Origin of the sequence: Yoonia sp. (genome assembly GCF_046498525.1) — a bacterium.
GTDB lineage: Bacteria > Pseudomonadota > Alphaproteobacteria > Rhodobacterales > Rhodobacteraceae > Yoonia.
Genome location: NZ_JAWOAN010000085.1, coordinates 1 through 24,245, shown reverse-complemented (window position 1 = coordinate 24,245; position 24,245 = coordinate 1). Strand labels below are relative to the sequence as shown.

The following is a 24,245-nucleotide window of genomic DNA, read 5'->3' as shown; positions in this document are numbered from 1 at the left end:
CTGCGGACAGATCAAGACAGGGTCGCTTTCACGTTCTGACCGGTTGGCAAAGTATAACCAGTTGATCCGCATCGAGGAAATGCTGGGTGAAACAGCCCTTTACGCAGGCCGGAGCATCCTTAAGGGATGATTGCCGAAGGAATGCACGCGATACCGCCGGGCCATGTTCCGGCGGTGGTCACCTATCTGCAGATGGCAGCGCCGGCGATGGCCGATGCCAAAGACTTCCCTGCGGGCATCACCGCCATGCGCGAGACGCCCGACATCTCAAGCTATCGCGCGCTCTTTCGGGCTGTTGGTGCGCCATGGCTCTGGTCATCGCGGCTTGAGATAGAAAGCGCACAGCTTGCGCAAATCTTGCAACGCGACACAACCGAAGTCTGGGTGATCCGGCAAGGTGACACCCCCATCGGTCTGGTGGAGCTGGATTTTCAGGACAGCGGCGACTGCGAACTGGCCTATTTCGGGATCATGAAAGAGGCGACAGGCCAAGGCATCGGCGGGCCGATGATGGCATTGGCACAATCCCGCGCCTTTGCCCGCGCTATCACCCGATTTTACGTACACACCTGCAACTGGGACGATCCGCGCGCGCTGGGTTTTTACCAAAAGGCAGGGTTCGTACCCTACAAGATGATGGTCGAGGTCTTTCCCGACCCCCGCCTTGACGGCATCCACCCGATGAAAATTGCGCCCCATGTGCCATGCCTGACCTGACCGCTGACGATATCATCGCGCAACTTGACCTCGCGCCGCATCCCGAGGGCGGGTTCTACCGGCAGACTTGGGCTGCCGACAACGCAGGCCGCGCGACGGGCACCTGCATCTATTTTCTGCTCAAGGCCGGACAGGCCAGCCATTGGCATGCGGTCGATGCAGTCGAAATCTGGCACTATTATGCGGGCGCACCGTTGATCCTGTCACTGTCGCCTTCACTGAAAGGTCCGGCAGTCGATCACAGGCTTGGCCCCGATCTTGGCAACGGGGACGCTCCGCAAATCATCGTGCCCGAAGGCCACTGGCAAATGGCGGCCACGACCGGTGACTGGACGCTGGTGGGCTGCACCGTCAGCCCCGGTTTCCAGTTTGAAGGCTTCACTCTGGCCGATCCCGGCGTAGATATTCCCCGCTAAAGAAAAAAGGGGGACCCGAAGGTCCCCCGTAGTATCGCTGATCAGGCTCACTCATTATATACCGCTCGGTTTTTTGCCTGCGGCCCGATCCGCGTCAAAGCAAGCGCACCTGCTTTGAAGCTCTGTCATCCGCGAAGGAATTTCGACGAAATTCCTTCGGACGCCAAGATTTTTCAGACGAAAAATCTTAGCTGCATCCGCTGGTCCCCCCGCAGGTGTTGCACTTCATGCATGTCCCGTTGCGCACCAGCGTGTAGTTGCCACATTCGCCGCAAGGGTCGCCCTCGAAGCCCTGTATCTTGGCTTTGTCGCGGGCCGAGATCGTGGTGGCGGTGCCGGTGGCGACGATGCTTTCGCTCACAATCGCTTGCAGGGCACCGACGGTGTCAACACTGGTATCGCGTGCCGTCACGCTCATCCCGCCTTGCAGAACCATCAGGTCCTGCGGCATCCGCTTGCGCAGATAACCGGTCGAAGAAATCTGCTTGAGCACTTCAAGCGAGCGTGACGCGGCGTTTTCGGTTGGCGCCTTGATGTTGGACACGCCCTCTTCCTCGCCACGGCCAATGTCGTCAAATGATGCGCCCTCGGGCTTGACGTGTGCCAGATCGGTGCGGTCAAGATAGCTGACGGCCAGTTCGCGGAAGATATAGTCAAGTATTGACGTCGCGTTCTTGATGCTGTCGTTGCCTTGCACCATGCCAGCGGGTTCGAATTTGGTGAATGTGAAGGCATCCACGAATTCTTCCAGTGGCACGCCGTATTGCAGACCGACCGACACCGCGATGGCAAAGTTGTTCATCATGGCGCGGAAACCGGCACCTTCCTTGTGCATGTCGATGAAGATTTCGCCAAGGTTGCCGTCTTCGTATTCACCGGTGCGCAGGTAAACCTTGTGGCCACCAACGATCGCCTTTTGAGTGTAGCCTTTGCGCCGCTGTGGCATCTTTTCACGCTGACGGTTGCGAACCTCTTGGATGATGATCTTTTCAACGATCTTTTCCGCCAGAACAGCCGCTTTTTCGTGGTGGTTGCCGCTTTCCAGCGTTTCTTGCGCATCTTCATCGTCTTCGACCAAGGCTGCTGCAAGGGGTTGCGAAAGTTTGGAGCCGTCACGGTAAAGCGCGTTTGCCTTCACACCCAAGGACCAGCTGAGTTCATAGGCCTTCTGGCAGTCCTCGATCGTCGCATCATGCGGCATGTTGATCGTCTTTGAGATCGCACCGGAGATGAACGATTGTGCCGCCGCCATCATGTAAATATGGCTGTCAACACTTAGATAACGCTTGCCTTTCTTGCCGCACGGGTTGGCACAGTCGAACACGCTGTAGTGCTCTTGCTTCAGGAACGGCGCATGTTCCAGTGTCATGGTTCCGCAGACATGGTCGTTGGCCGCTTCGATGTCCTGCTTGGAATAACCAAGGTGGCGCAGCAGATCAAAGGTGGGGTCGTTCAGCTTTTCCGCTGGGATGCCCAGCGTCTTGGTGCAGAACTCTTCGCCCAGCGTCCACTGGTTGAAGACAAAGCGGATATCAAAGGCCGCAGCAAGAGCCCCTTCGATCTTGTCCAGCTCCTGCTGACCAAAGCCGTGCCCGATCAAAGATGTGGTGTTGATCGCAGGTGCCTGCCCGATGGAGCCGTGACCCACCGCATAGGCGATGATCTCTTCGATCTGCGCCGAGCCATAGCCCAGTTTTTCCAATGCCGCTGGCACAGACTGGTTGATGATCTTGAAGTAGCCGCCACCGGCCAGTTTCTTGAACTTCACCAGCGCAAAGTCAGGCTCGATCCCTGTCGTGTCGCAGTCCATGACCAGACCGATTGTGCCGGTCGGCGCGATGACAGATACCTGCGCATTGCGATAGCCGTGCTTCTTGCCCAGCTTCAGCGCTTCGTCCCAGCTTCCGACCGCCAGAGCGATCAGGCGCTGGTCGGGACAGTTGGCATGGTCAAGCGGGACAGGCTTCACTTCCAGCGCATCATAGCCGTCGGATTTGCCCAAGGCCGCCTGACGATGGTTCTTGATCACCCGCTGCATGTGCTTGCTGTTTTTCTTGTAGCCCGGGAAAGCCCCCAACTCGCCCGCCATTTCAGCGGAGGTCGCATAGGACACGCCCGACATGATCGCGGTCAGGGCGGCCCCCATTGCGCGGCCTTCGTCGCTGTCATAGCCGAAGCCCATGTTCATCAGCAAACCACCGATGTTGGCATAACCCAGACCCAGCGTGCGGAAGTCATAGGATCGCTGCGCGATTTCCTTGGACGGGAATTGCGCCATCATCACACTGATTTCCAGTGTCACGGTCCATAGACGCGTGGCGTGCATGTAGTCTTCTGCCTGAAACTGGCCATCCTGATAGAATGTCAGCAGGTTCATCGAGGCAAGGTTACAGGCTGTGTCGTCAAGGAACATGTATTCGGAACAAGGGTTTGAGCCCCTGATCTCACCGTCCTCGGGGCACGTGTGCCATGCGTTGACCGTGTCGTGGTACTGGATGCCCGGATCGGCACAGGCCCATGCCGCATGGCCTACCTGCTCCCACAACTCACGGGCTTTGATGATCTTGGCGACTTCACCGTTGCGGCGGTTGATCAGTTTCCAGTCGGCATCGTCTTCGACGGCCTTGAGGAAAGCATCGGTCACGCGGATCGAATTGTTGGAGTTCTGACCCGAAACGCTGGAATAGGCTTCCGAATCCCAATCGGTGTCATATGTCGGGAATTCGATGCTGGAATACCCCTGCTTGGCGTAATCCAGCACGCGCTTGATATACGTCTCCGGGATTGCCGATCTCTTGGCGTCTTTCACGGCTGCTGCCAAAGTCTCGTTTGTCTTTGGGTCGTAGGCTGCGACCTCTTCACCATCCCATGATTTGATCGCTGCAAAGATCGCGTTCAGATAGCGCGCGTGCATCTTGGAACCCGCGACGATGGACGCCACTTTCTGCTCTTCGATGACCTTCCAGTTGATGAATTCCTGAATGTCGGGGTGGTCGGCATCCACGATCACCATCTTTGCGGCCCGGCGTGTCGTGCCGCCGGATTTGATCGCACCTGCCGCACGGTCACCGATCTTCAGAAAACCCATCAGCCCCGATGATTTCCCGCCGCCGGACAGCGCCTCGCCCTCGCCCCGCAGGGACGAGAAGTTCGTACCTGTGCCGGAGCCGTATTTGAACAGACGTGCCTCGCGGACCCACAGGTCCATGATGCCGCCTTCGTTGACCAGATCGTCATCAACCGACTGGATAAAGCATGCGTGCGGTTGCGGGTGCTCGTAGGAAGAGGCAGACTTTGTCAATTCGCCGGTCTGGTAGTCCACATAATAGTGGCCCTGCGCAGGACCGTCGATCCCGTAGGCCCAGTGCAAACCTGTGTTAAACCACTGCGGGCTGTTCGGGGCCGCACGCTGCGTTGCCAGCATATAGCGCATTTCATCGAAATAAGCGCGCGCGTCTTCTTCCGACGAAAAGTAGCCGCCTTTCCAACCCCAGTAGGTCCATGCACCCGCAAGCCGGTCGAATACCTGCTTTGCAGATGTCTCACCGCCAAAGGTCGCATCTTCGGCAGGCACGGCGCGCCACAGAAACTCGGGCACGCCCTTTTCCTTGACGCGCTTCACCTCGGACGGAACACCGGCCTTGCGGAAATACTTCTGCGCGATCACGTCAGAAGCGACCTGGCTCCATCCTGCCGGAATTTCGCAATTGTCCAGTTTGAAAACGGTCGTGCCGTCCGGATTGCGAATTTCGGACGTTGTGGTCTTGAATTCCAGTTCTCCGTATGCGCCGGTTTTTGCTTTTGTGAAACTGCGTTCAATCTTCATTGGTCTGCCCCATGTATTATGCGCCGTCGTTGCGGCAAAATTCTCGACACTGCCGCTTGCACGGCCAACACCTGCAAGGGACTGCGATCTATAGGCGTCACGTGTCGTGTCCCGATCAAAGATCATGGGTCTGTGAAAGAGCGCCGGTATTGAAGCACTCGCCTGCTGAACTGTCCCCGCACCGCTACCACATTTTGTGTCGCGTCTGTCGGTCCACACAAATTGGCGCATCTACCTATCGTGGGTCAACGGATTTTTAACACAAAATGTTGATTAATTCAGTTGACCAGCAGACACGGTCATGGGTCGCACCGCTGGCGGGTGATTCATGCACAAATTTATCCACAACTGCCTGCCTGATAGGCACCTCAGAGAAACCGTTGCACGTCTGAAACTTAGCCGCGATCGTTCAGGCTGTGCTTCAAGTCAACAACCGAGTCGGCGGACTGTTTCGCATTCACACGGATCATTTGCGCGCCGCTTGCCGGATCATGTTGCACGATTAAGACTATTTATGGGCGGGGGTATCCGTCCGGGCCTACGACATGCTGCAAAACCATACGAGACGACCGCCACCGTACACCCGACCCAATTCGCTTACTGACACCACTCACGACTTCAAGTCCTTGGGATTTGCCCAACGTACCAGCCTCCAGACCAACGCAGGCTTGCATACGCCAACCGCAAATGCCGTATCCGCTGCTGTGGCTTGGCCTTCAATTGAAAGCGCGCGCGCCTGACTGGATTTGTCCCAGACGAAGTTAGCGTCATTTTTTGCTATTTCGTTGTCATTTCAACACAAAATCAGAGATTATGTGGCGTATAAGGCCAATTATCGTTGACTGTCATCTTTGGGTACTGTTCTGAAGGCGGTTGAGGGCAATCTGCTACATGGTTGCCTGAAACGAGATCAACAATTGATTGGGAGAATACCAATGAAGAAATTCGCAGTCGCATTGAGCGCACTCGTATTGGCAAGTGGAACCGCATATGCGGGTGGCTTGGCCGAAGCTATCGAAGAAACACCACCAGTGGTCGTAGAGCCAATGGAACCAACGCCAAGCCTGCCAGGTTGGGTAATCCCTGCCGCAATCATCGCTCTGCTCATCGGCGTTGCCGTTGCATCAGATGATGATGAAGAGACAGTAGAAACCGGTACAGGAGGTTCAGATTCAGGTTCAGGAGATACAGGTACAGTTACAGGAAATACTGAAGGCGTATAGTCAGCGGTATTCTAAACGCCAAACGCTCAAAACAGAGTTTATTCACAGCAGCGCCACGCGCTGCTGTGTTTTTTTTTAGCGTATGCTCCTACCTAACAGTCTGCCTGCCAGCGGCCAAGGCTTCCCTTCCGGCGGATGCACCACATGGTCCCCGCGGGCCTGTGTTGACATCAGAACGATATCTTGCTGTTTGCTGGCAGGCGTGCATTATGGTGCACTACCGAACATTTTCAAAAACTGGATTGGATCAGTTCGAAGGGTTTGCTTTTCATAACCACGACCACAACAGCCTTCACGTACGACAAACCGACAATGCTGTAAGATGGTCGGGGCGGAGAGATTCGAACTCCCGACCCTCTGTTCCCAAAACAGATGCGCTACCAGGCTGCGCTACGCCCCGAACCATGGCCGTTCTTTAGCGTCGCGAAACTGATTTGAAAAGCCCTAACTGTCAGTCTTTTCGCCACAAGGCAAAATAGCGTCAGGGCCAAAGCTGGGATGCTGCATGACAGCCCCCTCTTGCAGACCCAAACGCGCCGACAAGCCGCCATTCAGCTCAAGAACCATCTGGACGCCCTCGCCTCCCGGGATCGGGGTCAGGTCACCGGGAATGGCGTTTTCATGAATGCGGAGGATCTCCCCATCAGGGCCTGCAAAAATCATATCGAGGGGAATCAATGTGTTCTTCATCCAGAAGCTGACGTTCTGCGGCCTCTCGTAGACAAAAAGCATACCCGAAAGTGTCGGCATCTGTTCGACGAACATCAGACCTTGGGCCCGCTCTTGCGGGTCGTCCGCCACCTCTATCGTGAATGTCGCCTGTCCGAACTCACCGACGATGGTAACCCTGTCATCGGCGCAAACCGCCCAAAGCGGTTGCGCCAGAAACACCATGCCGCACGCCAGAACCGTACGATTCACTTGGCTGCAGCCTCCCAGCCGATAACCTCGATCGCCATCCGCCCGCGCTCTCCGTCGACCATGCGAATACCGATCGCTTCACCGGACTGAAGATCAGACAAACCGGACCTGCGCAGAACTTCCACATGCACGAAGACATCGTCGTTGTTGCCAAAAACATTCGCAAAGCCGAAACCCTTGGCCTTGTCGAACCATTTCACCCGTGCAGGCTCGATCGGTTTGCTTGCGATATCTTCGGGGGAGAACTCCTCCATATCGCGCAACGGCAAGCTATCCTCGGCTTCGGGAGGCGTGATGGACAGCACCTCTGTGGCCTGCAGACCGCGCTGGGTATCCTGCACCATGATCGAAATGGCAGACCCGTCAACGACAGACCCCTGACCAAAATTCCGTAAGACATTGGCGTGCAACAATATGTCCGGCCCGCCCTCTTGCGATATCACGAACCCGAATCCCTTTGTCGGATCAAACCATTTTACTTGTCCGTTCACCTGACGTTGTGTACCGGTGTCCCGCGTTTCCATCTTGTCTTCCTTTTGAATAGCGATGTCTTGAACGCCGCTATCCATTACTGTCTCATCGCCACAACTTGATTGGAGTTCCATTACTCTCATTCGCTTACGCCTTCGTCCCAAGGTTTCAGGGGGAGAGCCGGGTAACTTCCCAATCTTGACCAACTTCATTGCGCGACCACCGAAACCGGTCGTGCAAACGAAACGCGCCATCAGCCCAAAACTCGATCTCCAGAGGCACAATCCGGAAACCGCCCCAAAAAGGGGGCCGTTCCGGGTCCACACCTTTTTGTACTGTTACTCTGGCCACATCTGCCATCAAGGTCGCACGCGACGTCAACGGCTGTGACTGTTGTGATGCCCACGCACCGATCCTGCTCTTGAGCGAACGCGATTTGTAATAAGCATCCGCAATCTCACCATCCTCTTTCGAAGCCAACCCGCGCACACGTATCTGCCTGGCGAGTGATTTCCAATGCAAAACGAACGCAACTTTACCGGATGTGGCGATTTCTTGCCCCTTTCGGCTGTCGTAATTTGTGTAGAAGACAAAAGCGTCCGGTTCGATCTCTTTGAGAAGCACCATGCGCACGTTTGGCATGCCGTCCTGGTCGACCGAAGACAGCGCGATCGCATTGGGGTCATTCGGCTCGGTTTTGCTCGCGGCATCCAGCCATTGCTGCGCGATAAAAAACGGGTCAGGTCCCGCAAAAATGCCGTCTCGGTCAGACATGTCTGATCCCTAAACAAAACCCCCAACTCCACGCTAAGAGTAAACGTACACAGTGGCAAGCATTTTGCGCCATTGTTCAGATACTTGCTGCATCGCAAGCAATCGCCTAAACGGGTGGCAAGCCACTGGGCAAACAACAAAGGAAAACACGCGATGACATCTGATTTGATGAAAGGCAAACGTGGCCTGATCATGGGACTCGCCAACGACAAATCAATTGCCTGGGGCATTGCCAAAGCCTGTGCTGATGCAGGCGCAGAGCTTGCATTTTCATATCAGGGCGACGCTTTACTCAAACGTGTGGGCCCGCTGGCAGCCTCTGTCGGGTCTGACATTGTGCTGCCCTGCGACGTGGGCGACGAGGCATCAATCGACGACCTGTTCTCGGCGCTGGAAAAACGCTGGGGCAAGATGGACTTCATCGTGCACGCCATTGGCTTTTCTGACAAAAACGAATTGCGAGGGCGTTATGTCGACACCTCGCGCGGCAACTTTCTGACCTCGATGGATATCTCGGTTTATTCTTTCACAGCCGTCGTGCAACGCGCCGAAAAGATGATGACGGACGGCGGCTCTTGCCTGACCCTCACCTATTATGGTGCCGAAAAGGTCATGCCGCATTACAATGTCATGGGTGTTGCAAAAGCAGCACTCGAAGCCTCCGTGCGCTATTTGGCCGAAGATCTCGGCAAGGACAACATCCGCGTAAACGCGATCAGCGCAGGCACGATCAAGACACTTGCCGCCTCCGGTATCGGCGACTTCCGCCTCATCATGAAATGGAACGAATATAATTCACCTCTGCGCCGGACAGTCACACAAGAAGAGGTCGGAAAATCTGCGCTCTATCTGCTGTCTGATCTGGGAAGCGCGGTTACGGGCGAAGTGCTGCATGTCGATGCGGGTTACCACGTCGTCGGCATGAAGGCCGTCGACGCCCCGGATATCACGAAAGAATAGGACCCGATACGATGACCGACCGTCTGCCACATGAAAAAGGGTTCCATATCAGCTGGGACCAAATCCACCGCGACAGCCGCGCCCTGGCATGGCGGCTTGACGGCCATGGCCCCGATAATGGCGGATGGCGGGCCGTCGTCGCCATCACCCGTGGGGGCATGGCCCCTGCCATGATCGCAGCGCGCGAACTGGATATCCGCACCGTCGATACCATCAGCGTCAAAAGCTACGACTTTCAGGATCAGTCAGAGGCCAAGGTTCTCAAGGCACCGGATGCCGCACTCATGGGCGACGGCACCGGCATCCTGATCATCGACGATCTGGTCGACAGCGGCAAAACGCTCGAACTGGTCCGCGCACTTTATCCCAATGCCCACTTCGCAACCGTCTATGCAAAACCGAAGGGCCGTGCGCAGGTCGATACCTTCATCACCGAAGTCAGCCAGGACACCTGGATTTTCTTTCCGTGGGACATGGCGCTGCAATATGTCGAACCTTACCGCGGCAAGGACTGACCGCCCGCTTCTCATGTTCGAAAATACCTCCGCCGGAGGCCTAAAAGTCCTGCCGGAGGCATCCGGTATTCGTATGCGGCGCAGCCGCTCCTTTGGAAGAACGTCATGACCCAGTCACGCACCGCCGCTACATTTGCCCCGCCCGTGATGGAGGCGCGTCGCTGGCTCGAAGGTGTCGCCCATCCGGCAAACCGCCCCTTGCTCAACGTCAGTCAAGCCGCACCCGTCGATCCACCCCCTGCCCCTTTGCGCGAAGCAATGGCGCAGATCGTGTTGAACGACGCAGAGGCGCATCTTTATGGCCCGGTACTCGGCCTGCCGGCATTGCGTACGGAAGTCGCCGCGCAATGGACGGCCAGTTATGGCGGCAAGGTCGCGTCCGGTCAGGTCGCGATCACCTCGGGCTGCAATCAGGCCTTCGCGGCCGCGATCGCGTCGCTCTGCTCCGAGGGCGACGAGGTGATCATTCCCGTCCCCTACTATTTCAACCATCGCATGTGGCTGGACATGTCAGGCGTCACGACAGTGCCGCTGCTGGCGGCAGACGGCATGATCCCCGATCCCGCAGAGGCCGCAAGGCTGATTACATCAAGAACGCGGGCCATCGCATTGGTCAGCCCCAACAATCCCTGCGGTGTTGAATATCCCGCGCAGACGTTGCGCGCCTTCCGCGATCTTGCGCGGGCGCACGGGATCGCCCTGATCGTCGATGAAACCTACCGCGATTTCGATAGTCGCAACGGCGCTCCTCATGATCTCTTTACCAATCCCGATTGGGACGACACGCTGATCCAGCTTTATTCTTTTTCCAAAGCCTACCGGCTGACCGGTCACCGTGTTGGCGCGGTGGTTGCGAGTAGGGCACGTCTGGCCGAGATCGAAAAGTTCCTCGACACCGTCACCATCTGCCCAAACCAGCTTGCACAGCGCGCCGCCCTGTGGGGTATGCGGAACCTTGGCGACTGGCTTGCGGGTGAACGCCTCGAAATCCTCGACCGGCGCGCTGCGATCGAAGACAACTTCCCCTTGCTGGCCGGGAAAGGCTGGGAACTGCTGGGTTGCGGCGCCTATTTTGCCTACGTCAAACACCCTTTCGCGATGTCGTCAGCGGAACTGGCACCGCTCTTGGTGAAAGAAGCGGGGGTCTTGCTTCTTCCCGGAACCATGTTCATGCCATCCGACCTACCCGGCGGTGAAAGCCAGTTGCGCATCGCCTTTGCCAACATCGACCGGACAGGTATCAAGACACTCTTCAACAGGCTGTCATCGCTGGAACGCTAACCCTTGCACCCTTGGCCCAGCCCCCTTATTCAGGCGCAAACCAGCGGGCGGAGCGGTAAGTAAAATGGCACAAAAAAAGAAAACACGGTTCGGCGCGTGGGTCATCGTCGGTGTGATCCTTTTGGGTCTTGTCGGCTTTGGTGCCGGGGGGCTGAGCGGGAATATCCGCAATATCGGCACAGTCGGTGAAAAGGACGTGACCGTTGCCGCCTATCAACGCGCCTTGAACGAGCAAATCCGCGGCCTCTCCGCCCAGTTCGGCCAGCAGATTTCGTTCCAGCAAGCACAGAACTTCGGCATCGATCAAATGGCGCTCAATCAGGTGGTTTTGCTGCGCACGCTTGATAACGAAGCCAGCCAGCTGGGCATTTCGGTCGGCGACGAGCGCGTTTTTGAACAATTGCGCGCCATCCCGTCGTTTCAGGGTGCCGGCGGCTTTAACCGCGAAACCTATCGTATGGCGCTGCAACAATCCGGCCAATCCGCAGCCGAGTTCGAAGCAGGTCTGCGCGAGGAAACCGCCCGCACCTTGCTGCAAGGTGCCGTGGTCAGCGGTATTCCGGCGCCCGACGCCTATGCCGATGCGCTCGTCCAGTACATAAGCGAAAACCGCAGCATCACATGGGCTGTCGTCAGTGCAGACGATCTGACATCTCCGGTGCCCGGTGCGACCGCTGCCGCCCAACAGGAATATTACGACGCAAACCCTGCCGAGTTCAGGCTGCCCGAAAGCCGTGACATCACCTATGTCTGGCTGACACCCAATATGATTCTCGACGATATGGTGGTCCCGGATGAAGCGGTTGAGCGGCTCTATGAAGAACGCATCGCGGAATTCGTCCAGCCCGAACGCCGTCTGGTAGAGCGTCTGGTCTATCTAGATGCCGCGCGCGCCGAAGAGGCGATGGCCCGCGTGAACGCGGGTGAAGCGAGCTTTGAAGACCTTGTCGCAGAGCGCGGCCTGAGCATCACGGACGTCGATTTGGGCGATGTCAGTCAGGAAGAACTGCGCAGTGCGGGCGAGGCTGTTTTCGCTGCAGAAGCTGGTGACGTTGTCGGCCCCTTCAATTCATCATTGGGACCCGCACTCTTTCGGATGAATGCTGTGCTGGCGGCACAAGAGGAAACGCTGGAAGATGCAGCCCCCCTCCTGCGCGATGAACTCGCCGCCGAAGCCGCGCGCCAGTATATCAACGACAATGCCGACACGATCATCGACCTGCTTGCCGGTGGAGCCACCATGGAGGATCTGGCCGAGCGCACCGATATGCGGCTGGGCACGATCAACTGGACACCTGAAAACACCGATGACATCGCCGCTTATGACGCGTTCCGCCGCGAGGCCGAGGCCGTCGCAGAAGGCCAATTCCCCGAGATTTTCGATCTGGCCGATGGCGGCATCTTTGCGCTGCGCCTCGACGGAATCGTACCGCCGACCTTGCAACCGCTCGACGATGTCCGCGATGCAGTCTCGGCTTCGTGGCAGGCACAAGCCCGTCAAGAAGCCGTCATCGCGAAGGCCGAGGAAATTGCCGCCGATATCCTGCCGTTGACCGGTTTTGACACAGTTGGCCTTGAACCCTTGGTGGAAGAAAACCTGACCCGCCGCAGCTTTATCGAAGGCACACCACCGGCTTTCAATGACCAGATCTTCGCGATGAGTGTCGGCGAAGTCCGCGTCATTGACGCCGAAGACCGCGCCTTGATCGTCCGCCTTGATGATATCGCGGCCCCCGATCTGTCCGACCCGTCTGTCGTGGCACAACGCGACGCGGTTGCGGAAAACGCACGTGCAGGCATTTCGCAGGATATCTTTGATGCTTACGCAACATCGGTTCGGCAGCGCACGGAAACAAGTCTGAACCAGCAAACCATCAACGCGGTCAACGCGCAGTTCCAATAGGCGGTTCCATGGCCCTTTTGCCCGACTACGACAGTTTCGCCCAAGGCTATGACGCGGCTGCCAATCAGGTTGTCTACAAGCGTATCGCGGCGGATCTGGACACACCTGTATCGCTGATGTTGAAGCTTTCTGGTGCGGGAAAAAACGCTTTCATGCTGGAAAGTGTCACCGGCGGCGAAGTCCGCGGGCGTTATTCGATCGTCGGCATGAACCCCGATCTGGTCTGGGAATGTCGTGGGACCACATCGCGCGTCAACCGCGCAGCGCGGTTCGACGAGGCGTCATTTACGACGCTGGACGATGACCCGCTGACCGCTTTGCGTGCCCTGATTGCCGAGTCGCGGATTGATCTGCCTGCTGATCTGCCCGCCGCCTCAGCAGGGCTGTTCGGTTATCTGGGCTATGACATGATCCGTTTGGTCGAACACCTGCCGGATGTGAACCCAGATCCCCTGGACCTGCCTGACGCCATGATGCTGCGGCCATCTGTTGTGGCTGTGCTGGACGGCGTCAAAGGTGATGTGATTCTTGTCGCACCCGCCTATGTCAATTCCGGCTTCTCGGCGCGTGCAGCGTTTGCGCAGGCTGCCGAGCGCGTCACGGATGCCCAACGCGCATTGGAAAGCCCCTTGCCAAGCGAGGCCCGCGATCTGGCAGAGCCGGCCCCTGTCGCGCCGCCCGTGTCGAACTTTTCGCATGACGCCTATCTGGATGCGGTTGAAACGGCGAAAGACTATATCAAGGCCGGTGATATCTTTCAGGTCGTCCCCTCGCAGCGTTGGACACAAGAGTTCCGTGAACCTCCCTTCGCGCTCTATCGGTCCCTGCGGCGCACGAATCCTTCACCTTTCATGTTCTTTTTCAATTTCGGCGGCTTTCAGGTGATCGGGGCCAGCCCTGAAATTCTGGTCCGTGTCTTTGGCAACGAAGTCACGATTCGGCCCATCGCCGGCACCCGCCCGCGCGGAGCGACGCCACAAGAAGACAACGCCAACGAAGCCGACCTGATGGCTGATGAAAAGGAACTGGCCGAGCACCTGATGCTGCTTGATCTGGGCCGCAACGATACCGGCAAGGTCAGCAAGATCGGGACCGTGCGCCCGACCGAACAATTCATCGTCGAGCGCTACAGCCATGTCATGCACATTGTCTCGAATGTCGTAGGCGAACTGGCGGACGATCAGGATGCGCTGAGCGCATTCTTCGCGGGGATGCCTGCGGGAACGGTCTCCGGCGCGCCCAAGGTCCGCGCGATGCAGATCATCGACGAGTTGGAACCCGAGAAACGCGGCGTCTATGGCGGCGGCTGCGGGTATTTCAGCGCCAATGGTGACATGGATATGTGCATTGCCCTGCGCACCGCCGTCCTGCAGGATGAAAAGCTTTATATTCAGGCCGGTGGTGGCGTTGTCTACGACAGCGACCCCGAGGCCGAATATCAGGAAACCGTCCACAAATCCAACGCGATCCGCAAGGCAGCAGCCGATGCAACGATGTTTCGGAGCAGCGGAAACTAGGGCTTTTATTCAAGAACCGTTCGGTATCCGGCGCTCTAGTCTGCGCCCAGCAAGACGGATGACACCGGTGCGATCGCCAATGTGTCCGGGTCCAGATCCGCCGCCCACGCGCGCAAAGCGGCCAGCGTGTCCGGCCTCACACGGCCCAGCAAGACAGCTTCTCCCGTTTGGCGGGCACGGAATGCAGCCTGATCCAGTGCGCGTGCGATGGCGCGCCTGTCCTCGCCTTCACCGTCAATGTCGCGCAGGATCGTGGCGACTGAAACGCCCCCCTGTTCGGCCACACGCGCCGCATTGCTCAGGCCACGCTGCACGGTGACGAACCCGTAGCCATCAGCGGCAAGAATTTGCATCACCTGTTCTGTCACCGCACGGTCCTGCATGGCACCGGTCCCATCGGAAAACAGCATCGCAACATCGGGAAGCGATCCGAGTGCTGCCGCGAACGCAACCTCGACATCGCTGGGCTGTGCGCCATCGGGCAGCGCGGCTTGCATCGCAACCTCGATCCCAGCCGCGCGATAGGTTTGTGCCAGATCGGCCGAGGCGGGCGACAACGCATTGACTGTGACTGTCGGTACGAAACCAATGTCTGCCACCGCTCTGGCGGCGTCCTGCATTTCACCACTGTCGATCAGCATGACGGAAATCTTCGCCGGTGCGCCTGTGTCCGTAAAAGATACGGCATGGCGCAAAAGTGCGGGCGCATCATCAGGCAGCGCATCGGCAGTAGGCGTCTCGACCAAATCGGCCTGCAGGTCTTCTTCGGTGACACCGGGGCGATTGATCCGCACGGCCGTTGTCGTCTGCGGGAGGGCTTGTGCAACCGTGACCTGTTCGGCCTGCTCGGCATCGCCCTCGGTCAAGACCTGCGCTTCGTCGGCTGCTGGTGCCTCGGTCGTGACAACCGGCGTATCAGCCAAGACGGATGTTGTCTGTGTTGCGGGGTTTTCCCCAGTCGCGGGACTTTGTGTTCCGTCACTTCCCGAAGTTTCCGGTTCCACCGGTTCCACCACTTTCGTTACCTCGACCGGCTCGTCCTCGCGGGGTAAGGCAGGTGCAGGGCGTGTATCAACAGCCGGGGCGTCCCGTTCTGGTGCCGGTTCGATCAGGGCCGTTTCCATGCGCGGCGCAGCAGGCGCATCGATATTCACGGACACATCGGCGTGAGGTGTCGCCTCGGGCTCGTCCAAGGCGACAATATTTGCAGGGCGCGGCGGCGCGGGCGGTGCGATTGAAACCTCTGGCGTCGCCTCTGCCACGTCAGACACCTCGCTCAGGGAAGTGGGAGGTGCAAAGCTCGGCGCGGTATCACTACCGGACTGCAATGCAGGCACCGTGGCGCGTGCATCAGTCTCCGGCTCAGGGGCAACAAGCTGCGGCGCAGTCGGCCCAGTGGCAAAGTCGGTCCGTTCGGTCACAAGCGACGCCAGACTCAGCCCCGCTCCGCCCAATATCAGCCCCCATAGACCACCTTGAATGAAGCCCCGCATTTGCCCACGCCCTTTTGTTCGACCTTGACGCCACCTTGCGTCCCGGCCCATGTATGGCGGGCTTATACCGTTCTCTTGCCAAGATGCGGTAGCCCCTTTTTTTCTACCTGCGCGGGATTTTACCATGCTGCTTTTGATCGATAACTACGACAGTTTCACCTATAACCTCGTTCACTATCTGGGTGAACTTGGTGCCGATGTCGTCGTGAGGCGCAACGATGCGCTGGATGTGCAAGAGGCGATGGCCATGCAGCCCGATGCGATCATGCTGTCACCCGGCCCCTGTGATCCCTCACAAGCCGGGATTTGCCTGGCCCTCGTTCAAGCGGCGGCAGAGGCGAAGATGCCGCTGATGGGCGTTTGCCTTGGTCATCAGGCGATCGGCGAAGCCTTCGGCGGCAAGGTCGTGCGCTGCCATGAGATCGTGCACGGAAAGATGGGAAGCATGAGGCACACCGGCAAGGGGCTGTTCGCCGGTCTGCCCAGCCCGTTCGAGGCCACCCGCTATCACTCATTGATCGTCGCGCGTGAAACGCTGCCGGACTGCCTCGAAATCACGGCAGAACTGGAAGACGGCACCATCATGGGCCTGCAACACAGGGAATTACCGATCCACGGGGTGCAGTTTCACCCTGAAAGCATCCGGTCGGAACATGGTCATCCCCTCCTCCAGAATTTTCTAAGAATGACAAAGGTTCCCGCATGAGTGACGCAATGAAGCCCCTGATTTTTTCTGCCTCCGAAGGCCCGCTGTCACGCGCGCAAGCGCAAGAGGCATTCGGCTATTTGTTCGAAGGGGCCGCAACACCGGCGCAAATGGGCGGTTTCCTGATGGCCTTGCGGGCGCGTGGCGAATCGGTGTCGGAATATGCCGCGGCTGCTGCGGTGATGCGCGCCCATTGCGTGCCCGTCAAAGCACCCGAAGGGGCCATGGATATCGTCGGCACCGGCGGCGACGGCAAGCATACGCTGAATATCTCGACGGCGACCGCCTTTGTCGTGGCAGGTTCCGGTGTGCCCGTGGCCAAACACGGCAACCGTAACCTGTCTTCCAAGTCCGGCACCGCAGACGTGCAAAGCGCGCTTGGCATCAACGTGATGGTCGGGCCCGAAGTTGTGGAACGAGCCATCGCAGAGGCTGGCATCGGCTTTATGATGGCACCGATGCATCATCCGGCGATGAAACACGTGGGGCCGGTCCGGCTTGAGCTTGGATGCAAAACGATCTTTAACATATTGGGGCCGCTTACAAATCCGGCAGGCGTGAAACGCCAGCTAACAGGCGCTTTCGCGCCTGACCTGATCTTTCCGATGGCCGAGACACTGCAACAGCTCGGGACGGAAAAAGCTTGGCTGGTCCACGGCAGTGACGGCACCGACGAGATCACGATCTGCGGGCCGACAGCCGTTGCCGTGCTTGAAAATGACACGATCAAATCACGCGAAATCCATCCCGAAGATGCAGGGCTGCCGGTGCATAATTTCCGCGATATCATCGGCGGCACACCAGAGGAAAACGCAGTTGCACTGAAGGCCGTGCTGGATGGTGCCGAGGGTGCTTATCGCGATGCTGTCTTATTGAATGCCGCAGCCGCCTTGGTTGTCGCAGACAAGGCCGATGATCTGAAAGCAGGTGTCGAGATGGCGCGCGAAAGCATCGACAGCGGCAAGGCAAAACATGCGCTGGAAACGCTTGCGCGCATCACCTCTGCGGCGTGATGTTTCATCTTGTTGTCGGCGCAGGCTTACCCGCTTTCGGCGTATCGCGGGTTTTTCGGTTCGTGCCCATTTTCAAAGGGCAACCAGTGGCTTATTGATCAAGGCCAAGAGCCATTCAAAAGGGCGGACCCATGAGCGACATTCTGGAAAAGATCAAAACCTACAAACTGGAAGAGGTCGCCGCACGCAAGGCCACCGTGCCGCTGGAAACCGTGGAAATGCAGGCCAAAGAAGCACCACCCACGCGCGGTTTTGCCGACAGGCTCACGGATGCCACACGCGAAGGCTATGGGCTGATTGCCGAGATCAAGAAAGCCAGCCCCTCCAAAGGGTTGATCCGCGCCGATTTCGACCCGCCCGCGCTGGCCCAAGCCTATGCCGAAGGTGGCGCGACCTGCCTGTCTGTGCTGACCGATGGCCCCTCTTTTCAAGGCGATGACAGCTACCTGACCGCTGCCCGCTCTGCCGTTGATCTGCCTGCGCTGCGCAAGGATTTCATGTACGACACCTATCAGGTCGCCGAGGCGCGCGCATTGCACGCCGATTGCATCCTGATCATCATGGCCAGCGTGAGCGATGCGCAGGCGCAGGAACTGGAAGATGCGGCCTTTGCCTGGAACATGGATGTACTGATCGAAGTGCATGATGCAGCGGAACTGGAACGGGCGACCCTGCTCAAGTCTCCGTTGATGGGGATCAACAACCGCAACCTCAAGACGTTCGAAACCACGCTGGATACCACCCGCACCCTGTCCAAACTGGTGCCAGCTGACCGGATGATCGTCTGTGAAAGCGGGCTGAACACACCTGCGGAACTGGCCGATATGGCGCGTTATGGCGCACGGGCCTTTCTGATCGGCGAAAGCCTGATGCGGCAGGTTGATGTGGCGACCGCCACCCGCGCTCTGCTCGCCAACCCCGCGACAGGAATGATGTGATGGCGGGGCTTTCGCATTTCGATTCCGACGGCAAGGCGCATATGGTTGATGTTTCCGACAAACCGGTGACAGCACGCACCGCGATTGCCGAAGGGTATATCACAATGACGGACGAGACCTTGGCCCTGATTACCGAAGGCCGCGCCGACAAGGGCGATGTGCTGGGTATCGCGCGGATCGCGGGCATCATGGGGGCCAAGAAAACCTCCGAACTGATCCCGCTCTGTCACCCGCTACCCGTCACCAAGGTGGCACTTGAGCTGACGCCCGATACCACCCTTCCCGGCATCCGTATCACTGCCACGGTCAAGACCGGCGGTCAGACCGGCGTCGAGATGGAGGCGCTGACCGCTGTCAGCACCGCCGCCCTGACGGTCTATGACATGGTCAAGGCCGTGCAGAAAGATATGGAAATCGGCGGGGTGCGGCTGACCTATAAGGACGGCGGGAAATCAGGACGGTTCGAAAACCCATGATCACGGTGGCGGATGCGCTCGCGCGACTCTTCACCCTCGTCTCACCGCTTGGGCCGGAAGAGGTCCCTTTGAGGCAGGCCAATGGTCGTGTGCTGGCCCGCGACGTGAAAGCCGCACGCAATCAACCGCCTTTCGCGGCGTCTGCGATGGATGGCTATGCGGTTGCCGCACAAGCGATCAAAGCAGGCCAACACTTTGATGTGATTGGCGAAGCTGCCGCAGGCCACAAGTGGGAAGGCGGCGTTGGCCCTGGCCAGGCCGTGCGTATCTTCACCGGCGCACCGTTGCCCGATGGCACCGACCACGTGATCATTCAGGAAAACGTCACCCGAAACGGCGACGTGATCACCCTTGATGACAGTCCCAGTGACAACGCTTACGTCCGCCCCGCCGGAGCGGATTTCCGCACCGGCGACATCATCGAAGCACCCCGTCTGCTTGCGCCATCGGATATCGCGTTACTGGCCGCGATGAACATCGCGACCGTGCCCGTCACGCGCCGCCCTGTCGTTGCAATCATCGCCACCGGCGACGAATTGGTGCAACCGGGCGAAACGCCGGGCGAGGACCAGATTATTGCGTCTAACAGCTACGGGCTTGCCGCACTGGTCGAAAACCTTGGCGCACATGCCCGCCTGCTGCCTATCGCCCGAGACAATACCGCGTCACTGGAACTGGCATTCGACCTTGCTGCCGACGCCGATCTGATCGTCACCATTGGCGGTGCCTCCGTGGGGGATCACGACCTTGTCGGCGATGTTGCGCAGGCAAAGGGTATGCAAAGATCATTTTACAAGGTCGCCATGCGCCCCGGCAAGCCGCTGATGGCCGGACGGATCGGCAAGGCCGCAATGATCGGCCTGCCGGGTAATCCTGTGTCTGCCATGGTCTGCGGTCACGTTTTCCTTGCACCTGTGATCCGCAAGATGCTGGGGCGCAGCGCAGATCCCGCCCCGCGCGAGGTGCTGCCTCTGGCAAAGAACATTGCGGCCAACGGACCCCGCGAACATTACATGCGCGCCCATGCCGGACCCGAAGGGGTCACGATATTCGACCGTCAGGACAGCGCGCTGCTGACGGTTCTCGCTGATGCAGACTGCCTTGCCGTCCGCCCTGTCCACGACCCTGCCCGCACTGCCGGCGACATGATCGAGATTATACGCCTCTGACCTGTTCTCGATGCCACGGTTGACACAAAACAAGAACATGCATAGAACATATGCAAAACGTGACAACGGAGCAGCCTGATGTTGACCAAGAAACAGCTCGACCTGTTGGAGTTTATCCACAAGCGCGTGCAGCGCGATGGTGTCCCGCCAAGCTTTGATGAAATGAAAGAGGCGCTTGATCTGCGCTCCAAGTCGGGCATTCACCGGCTGATTACTGCTTTGGAAGAACGTGGGTTCATCCGTCGTCTTGCCCACCGTGCCCGCGCCTTGGAGATTGTGAAACTTCCTGACGCGATGCAGGGCAAAAATGGCTTCACCCCTCGGGTGATCGATGGTGACAAACCAGACAGTACACCGGTCGCGGCACTGCCCGTCGACAACGGATCGGTTGATCTGCCGATGATGGGGCGGATCGCCGCCGGTGTCCCGATCGAGGCGATCAGCGAAGCATCGCGGAATGTGTCGGTGCCGCAGTCCATGATCGGGGCCGGTGATCATTATGCGCTCGAAGTCAAAGGCGACTCGATGATCGAGGCCGGCATCAATGACGGCGACGTCGTCGTGATCCGCGAAACGACGGTGGCCGATAACGGCGATATCGTCGTGGCTCTTGTCGAAGGCCATGAGGCGACATTGAAACGGTTCCGCCGCAACGGAAATTCAATCGCGCTCGAGGCCGCAAATCCGGCTTATGAAACGCGGGTGTTCCGTGACGATCAGGTCAAGGTGCAGGGGCGTCTGGTGGGATTGATCCGCACTTACTGATCCAACCGGGTTTCGGTCAAAAGGGTCGCTTCTGCGGCCCTTTTTCTTTGCGCAAGGGTCAGTCGCACGTGATCCGGCACATCGCCTTGGCGGATATTCCAAGGGCGTTGTCCTGCAATCTGATGCGCCGTATCGATCACAAGATCACCATTCGATGCCAGATTGAACGCCAGTGCACCGGTCTTGCGCAGCCGCGCGAGGTCGTAAACCACGCAGGGGCGCGCGACCTCGTCTACCTGATTGCTGATCAAGATATCCGCGCCATCACAGCCCGCCATGCCAGCCAGTGCTGTCTTGCCCGAAACCTGCACCACGCGCCATTCACCGATCCGTGCCTCGGTCACGCGGCCGACAATGACCAACCCGTCCCGCGCGGCAGCCTGCGCCTGCGGCACAGGTCCGCCATCATTTTCCAGCCAGATACCAGCGACAAAGCCACTGCCGGTCGGTTTTGACAGGATACGCCCGTCCTCGCCCAGCATCCCGATCAACCCGCCACTGTCGGCGACAAGAAGATCAGGCCGATCCGTCTGATGCCAGAAAATACCTGCGCAAAGAACAGCCACAATACCGGCATACCGCACACGCCCTGTCACAAGCACAAGCCACAAAAGCCCAATGGAAAGGACCGGCAGGACATACCACTCCGGCGCCCAGATATGACCCAGCGCACCGTCCCGCGCCGAGACCGTTGCCGCCACGAACAGTATCCACCGCAACCCGATTTCCATGAACCACAGCCCGATATCCCAAAGCCCCAGAGGTGCCAGACACACCGCCAAAACCGCCGCTGGCATCACCAGCACCCCCATCAGCGGGACGCTCAACACATTGGCGATCAACCCGTAATGGGCGATCTGGTTGAAATGGGCGGCAGCAAAAGGTGCTGTCGCCAGCCCCGCAATGAATGACGACAGAACGACAGACAGAACTGCCCGCGACCATCGCGGCCAGCGTGACATATCGACCCGACGCAATGCGCCGAATACAACCACAAGCGCCGTGGTCGCTGCAAAGGACATCTGAAATCCCGGACCTACCAGCGATTCCGGCTGCCAAAGCAGCACAATGATCGCAGCCATTGCGACAGCCCGCAACGTAAGCGCCCGTCGCCCCAGCAGCACCGCCACAAACATCACGGCCACCATGATATAAGCACGTTCCGTCGACACGCTTCCGCCGGAAAGCGCCAGATAGAAGGCGCCGACGATCAGGGCGCAGACCGCTGCAATCTTTTTGACAGGCCAGCGCAGTGCCACACCGGGGATCAACGCCAAACCATAGCGCACAGAGGCAAAGATAAACCCGCTCAAAAGTCCCATATGCAGCCCCGAAATGGCCAGCAAATGTGCAAGGTTCGCAGTGCGCAGGTCGGTCATCGTGTCCTGTCCGATCCCAGACCTGTCCCCAGTCATGATCGCCGCAGCAAAGGCCCCCGGCTCGCCCGGTATCGCCTTTTGCACCGCGCCCGAGATCGCCATCCGCATTGCAAAAAGACGGGTCGTGATATCGGGGCTTTCAGGCATGCTCAGCCGCACGACCGGCGTGCGCGTATAGCCAACGGCACCCAGCTTCAAGAACCAAGCATGACGCTGAAAATCAAAGCCGCCCGGTTCGGCTGGTCCCGCTGGCGGTGACAAATGCCCCGTCAGGATCAGCACATCGCCGGGGATAAAAACCTGCATGGGCTGGTCGCCATGCAGGGAAACACGCACACGCTCGGGTGTGCGATCCGGTGCCATCCGCGCCAGAACAACCCGGTCGAGTGTCAGCCGCACCGCATCGCTGGCAGAGCGGTCGATGTTAACGACCCTGCCTTCGATCGGCCCGTAGTAGCGAAAATTCAGGATCGGCGCATCAACCGCGGTGACGCGATATTTCGCAAAGCCGGCCCCAGCCAGAAACAATGCGACCGCCACCAGCAGCGGCGCAAAGGCTGTCGGCACCAACCGCGCACAGATCAAGGCTGCGATGGCTGTAAGGCACAGTTTGCCCATCAACGACTGATCCGGCTCTGCCCCAAGGCCAAAGTAGGTTCCCACCCCAAGGGCAAGACACACAGGTACCCAGCCGATCAGCGACCCGCGTTGCGCCAGAAGTGCTGCTTCGATCCGCGCGCGCACTTGTCCTTCACCCCGCAGTCTTCTATCCCACATCCAAGCCGGAACCCTACCGGAAAGCTGGTTAGCGAAAGGTTAATATCCCATGTCCGTCGTCACACGCTTCGCCCCGTCACCCACCGGCGCCCTGCACATCGGTGGTGCGCGCACCGCCTTGTTCAACTGGCTTTATGCGCGTGGACACGGCGGCAAGTTCCTGCTGCGGATCGAAGATACCGACAAGGCACGCTCGACCGATGCCAACAGGCAGGCTAATAAATAACTTTGTAGATGAAGATATTAATTTTGGTTTAAAAGAGATTATCATTGGTTTAGAACAAGGTGCTAAATCGGCATTACCTGTTGTTATGGCCTGTGCAAGTGCCGGTATTATCGTAGGTGTCGTAACACTTACAGGACTTGGGATTAAATTATCCCACGGAATCGTTGCTTTAGCTGGCGGAAATATTTATTTAACAATGTTCTTAACGATGATTGCATCAATTATTCTAGGTATGGGTATGCCAACAACGGCTAACTATATTGTTCAAGCAACAGTTGCCGCACCCGCACTTATTAGTATTGGCGTACCAATTTTAGCAGCACACTTATTTGTATTCTATTTTGGGATTATAGCAGATATTACACCACCAGTAGCTTTAGCAGCTTTTGCTGGTTCTGGTATAGCGAATTCAGACCCATTTAAAACTGGTGTTGAAGCAGCAAAATTAGCTTTTGCCGCCTATCTGGTGCCTTATTTGTTTGTAACCTCACCAGTATTAGTGTTAGTTGATGCGACAATACCAAAAGTTGCTTTAGCCTTATTTACAGCATTAATCGGTATGTATTCCTTAGCAGGTGCAGTAAGTGGTTATTTTAGAACTCGTGCAAGGGTCTGGGAACGTTTAGTCTTAGCTTTTTCGGGTTTATTACTTGTCAATCCTGGATGGCGTACAAATGTTATTGGAACCGTTGGTTTTGCTTTAATGTTGATTCTTAAAAGAAGAGAAGAGTTAAAGATTGCTAAAGAGAAAGGTGAGTAAAATGTCTAAAAATTTAGCC

The 24,245-nt window shown here is 58.0% G+C and carries 22 protein-coding genes, 1 tRNA gene and 1 pseudogene; 17 read left to right on the top strand and 7 right to left on the bottom strand.

What is annotated here, in order from left to right:
• The 3 genes from R6T97_RS05650 to R6T97_RS05640 all read left to right on the top strand — a co-directional run.
• Positions 1–130: hypothetical protein (locus R6T97_RS05650; RefSeq protein WP_410348323.1), on the top strand; the 130-nt coding region annotated here is incomplete at its 5' end.
• On the top strand, positions 127–717 hold the full coding sequence (locus tag R6T97_RS05645; protein ID WP_410348319.1) for a GNAT family N-acetyltransferase: 591 nt from the start codon (positions 127–129) through the stop codon (positions 715–717). The genes R6T97_RS05650 and R6T97_RS05645, both read left to right, overlap by 4 nt.
• Positions 714–1,133, top strand: a complete 420-nt coding sequence (locus R6T97_RS05640; RefSeq protein WP_410348322.1) for a cupin domain-containing protein — start codon at positions 714–716, stop codon at positions 1,131–1,133. Before R6T97_RS05645 ends, R6T97_RS05640 begins: the two co-directional genes overlap by 4 nt.
• 187 nt (positions 1,134–1,320) lie before the next feature.
• Here the strand turns inward: R6T97_RS05640 and R6T97_RS05635 are convergent, their stop codons facing one another.
• Entirely contained in the window at positions 1,321–4,959 is a 3,639-nt protein-coding gene (locus tag R6T97_RS05635) for a vitamin B12-dependent ribonucleotide reductase (RefSeq protein WP_410348318.1), read from the bottom strand.
• A 935-nt stretch (positions 4,960–5,894) separates the two neighbouring features.
• On the opposite strand from R6T97_RS05635, the gene R6T97_RS05630 reads away from it, so the two are divergent.
• Positions 5,895–6,182, top strand: coding sequence for a hypothetical protein (locus tag R6T97_RS05630; RefSeq protein WP_410348317.1), 288 nt, complete (start codon positions 5,895–5,897; stop codon positions 6,180–6,182).
• A gap of 323 nt (positions 6,183–6,505) precedes the next feature.
• On the opposite strand, the gene R6T97_RS05625 is transcribed toward R6T97_RS05630, so the two are convergent.
• The 4 genes from R6T97_RS05625 to pdxH all read right to left on the bottom strand — a co-directional run bounded on the left by R6T97_RS05625 (position 6,506) and on the right by pdxH (position 8,348).
• A tRNA-Pro gene (locus R6T97_RS05625) sits at positions 6,506–6,582 on the bottom strand.
• A gap of 44 nt (positions 6,583–6,626) precedes the next feature.
• Positions 6,627–7,076: a DUF192 domain-containing protein gene (locus tag R6T97_RS05620; protein WP_410348321.1), complete on the bottom strand. Its 450-nt coding sequence runs from the start codon at positions 7,074–7,076 to the stop codon at positions 6,627–6,629.
• Positions 7,077–7,099: 23 nt separating this feature from the next.
• Entirely contained in the window at positions 7,100–7,627 is a 528-nt protein-coding gene (locus R6T97_RS05615; protein WP_410348320.1) for a cold-shock protein, read from the bottom strand.
• Positions 7,628–7,742: 115 nt separating this feature from the next.
• The gene (pdxH, locus tag R6T97_RS05610) at positions 7,743–8,348 is read right to left on the bottom strand and encodes a pyridoxamine 5'-phosphate oxidase (protein WP_410348316.1); all 606 of its coding nucleotides are present in this window, start codon (positions 8,346–8,348) and stop codon (positions 7,743–7,745) included.
• A gap of 153 nt (positions 8,349–8,501) precedes the next feature.
• Here pdxH and fabI point away from each other — a divergent pair, with 153 nt between their 5' ends.
• The 5 genes from fabI (at position 8,502) to trpE (ending at position 14,524) form a co-directional block, all read left to right on the top strand.
• Positions 8,502–9,308, top strand: a complete 807-nt coding sequence (fabI, locus tag R6T97_RS05605; RefSeq protein WP_410348315.1) for an enoyl-ACP reductase FabI — start codon at positions 8,502–8,504, stop codon at positions 9,306–9,308.
• A gap of 11 nt (positions 9,309–9,319) precedes the next feature.
• On the top strand, positions 9,320–9,823 hold the full coding sequence (gene gpt, locus R6T97_RS05600) for a xanthine phosphoribosyltransferase (RefSeq protein ID WP_410348314.1): 504 nt from the start codon (positions 9,320–9,322) through the stop codon (positions 9,821–9,823).
• Between the two features lie 105 nt (positions 9,824–9,928).
• Positions 9,929–11,104 carry an aminotransferase gene (locus R6T97_RS05595; RefSeq protein ID WP_410348313.1) on the top strand — a complete coding sequence of 392 codons (1,176 nt, stop codon included), beginning with the start codon at positions 9,929–9,931 and terminating at the stop codon, positions 11,102–11,104.
• 64 nt (positions 11,105–11,168) lie between these two features.
• Positions 11,169–13,007 carry a peptidyl-prolyl cis-trans isomerase gene (locus R6T97_RS05590; RefSeq protein ID WP_410348312.1) on the top strand — a complete coding sequence of 613 codons (1,839 nt, stop codon included), beginning with the start codon at positions 11,169–11,171 and terminating at the stop codon, positions 13,005–13,007.
• Between the two features lie 8 nt (positions 13,008–13,015).
• Positions 13,016–14,524 (top strand): anthranilate synthase component I, encoded by a 1,509-nt coding sequence (gene trpE, locus R6T97_RS05585; RefSeq protein ID WP_410348311.1) that lies wholly within the window; start codon positions 13,016–13,018, stop codon positions 14,522–14,524.
• Positions 14,525–14,559: 35 nt separating this feature from the next.
• On the opposite strand, the gene R6T97_RS05580 is transcribed toward trpE, so the two are convergent.
• Entirely contained in the window at positions 14,560–16,017 is a 1,458-nt protein-coding gene (locus R6T97_RS05580; RefSeq protein WP_410348310.1) for a divergent polysaccharide deacetylase family protein, read from the bottom strand.
• 124 nt (positions 16,018–16,141) lie between these two features.
• On the opposite strand from R6T97_RS05580, the gene R6T97_RS05575 reads away from it, so the two are divergent.
• The 6 genes from R6T97_RS05575 (at position 16,142) to lexA (ending at position 21,084) form a co-directional block, all read left to right on the top strand.
• The gene (locus tag R6T97_RS05575; RefSeq protein ID WP_410348309.1) at positions 16,142–16,723 is read left to right on the top strand and encodes an anthranilate synthase component II; all 582 of its coding nucleotides are present in this window, start codon (positions 16,142–16,144) and stop codon (positions 16,721–16,723) included.
• Positions 16,720–17,736 (top strand): anthranilate phosphoribosyltransferase, encoded by a 1,017-nt coding sequence (trpD, locus tag R6T97_RS05570; RefSeq protein WP_410348308.1) that lies wholly within the window; start codon positions 16,720–16,722, stop codon positions 17,734–17,736. Before R6T97_RS05575 ends, trpD begins: the two co-directional genes overlap by 4 nt.
• A gap of 131 nt (positions 17,737–17,867) precedes the next feature.
• Positions 17,868–18,674, top strand: coding sequence for an indole-3-glycerol phosphate synthase TrpC (gene trpC, locus R6T97_RS05565; RefSeq protein ID WP_410348307.1), 807 nt, complete (start codon positions 17,868–17,870; stop codon positions 18,672–18,674).
• Positions 18,674–19,150, top strand: a complete 477-nt coding sequence (gene moaC, locus R6T97_RS05560) for a cyclic pyranopterin monophosphate synthase MoaC (protein WP_410348306.1) — start codon at positions 18,674–18,676, stop codon at positions 19,148–19,150. Before trpC ends, moaC begins: the two co-directional genes overlap by 1 nt.
• Complete coding sequence (glp, locus tag R6T97_RS05555; RefSeq protein ID WP_410348305.1) at positions 19,147–20,319, top strand: gephyrin-like molybdotransferase Glp; 1,173 nt, start codon at positions 19,147–19,149, stop codon at positions 20,317–20,319. Before moaC ends, glp begins: the two co-directional genes overlap by 4 nt.
• A 78-nt stretch (positions 20,320–20,397) precedes the next feature.
• Complete coding sequence (gene lexA, locus R6T97_RS05550; RefSeq protein WP_410348304.1) at positions 20,398–21,084, top strand: transcriptional repressor LexA; 687 nt, start codon at positions 20,398–20,400, stop codon at positions 21,082–21,084.
• On the opposite strand, the gene R6T97_RS05545 is transcribed toward lexA, so the two are convergent.
• Positions 21,078–23,240: a ComEC/Rec2 family competence protein gene (locus tag R6T97_RS05545; protein WP_410348303.1), complete on the bottom strand. Its 2,163-nt coding sequence runs from the start codon at positions 23,238–23,240 to the stop codon at positions 21,078–21,080. The two genes, lexA and R6T97_RS05545, sit on opposite strands and share 7 nt — an antisense overlap.
• Before the next feature lie 49 nt (positions 23,241–23,289).
• Between R6T97_RS05545 and R6T97_RS05540 the strand changes: the two are divergent.
• Positions 23,290–23,457: pseudogene (locus R6T97_RS05540) on the top strand (glutamate--tRNA ligase family protein); the annotation flags it as partial.
• Positions 23,375–24,226, top strand: coding sequence for a TRAP transporter permease (locus R6T97_RS05535; RefSeq protein ID WP_410348302.1), 852 nt, complete (start codon positions 23,375–23,377; stop codon positions 24,224–24,226). The pseudogene R6T97_RS05540 and the gene R6T97_RS05535, both read left to right, overlap by 83 nt.
• Positions 24,227–24,245: the final 19 nt, after the last annotated feature.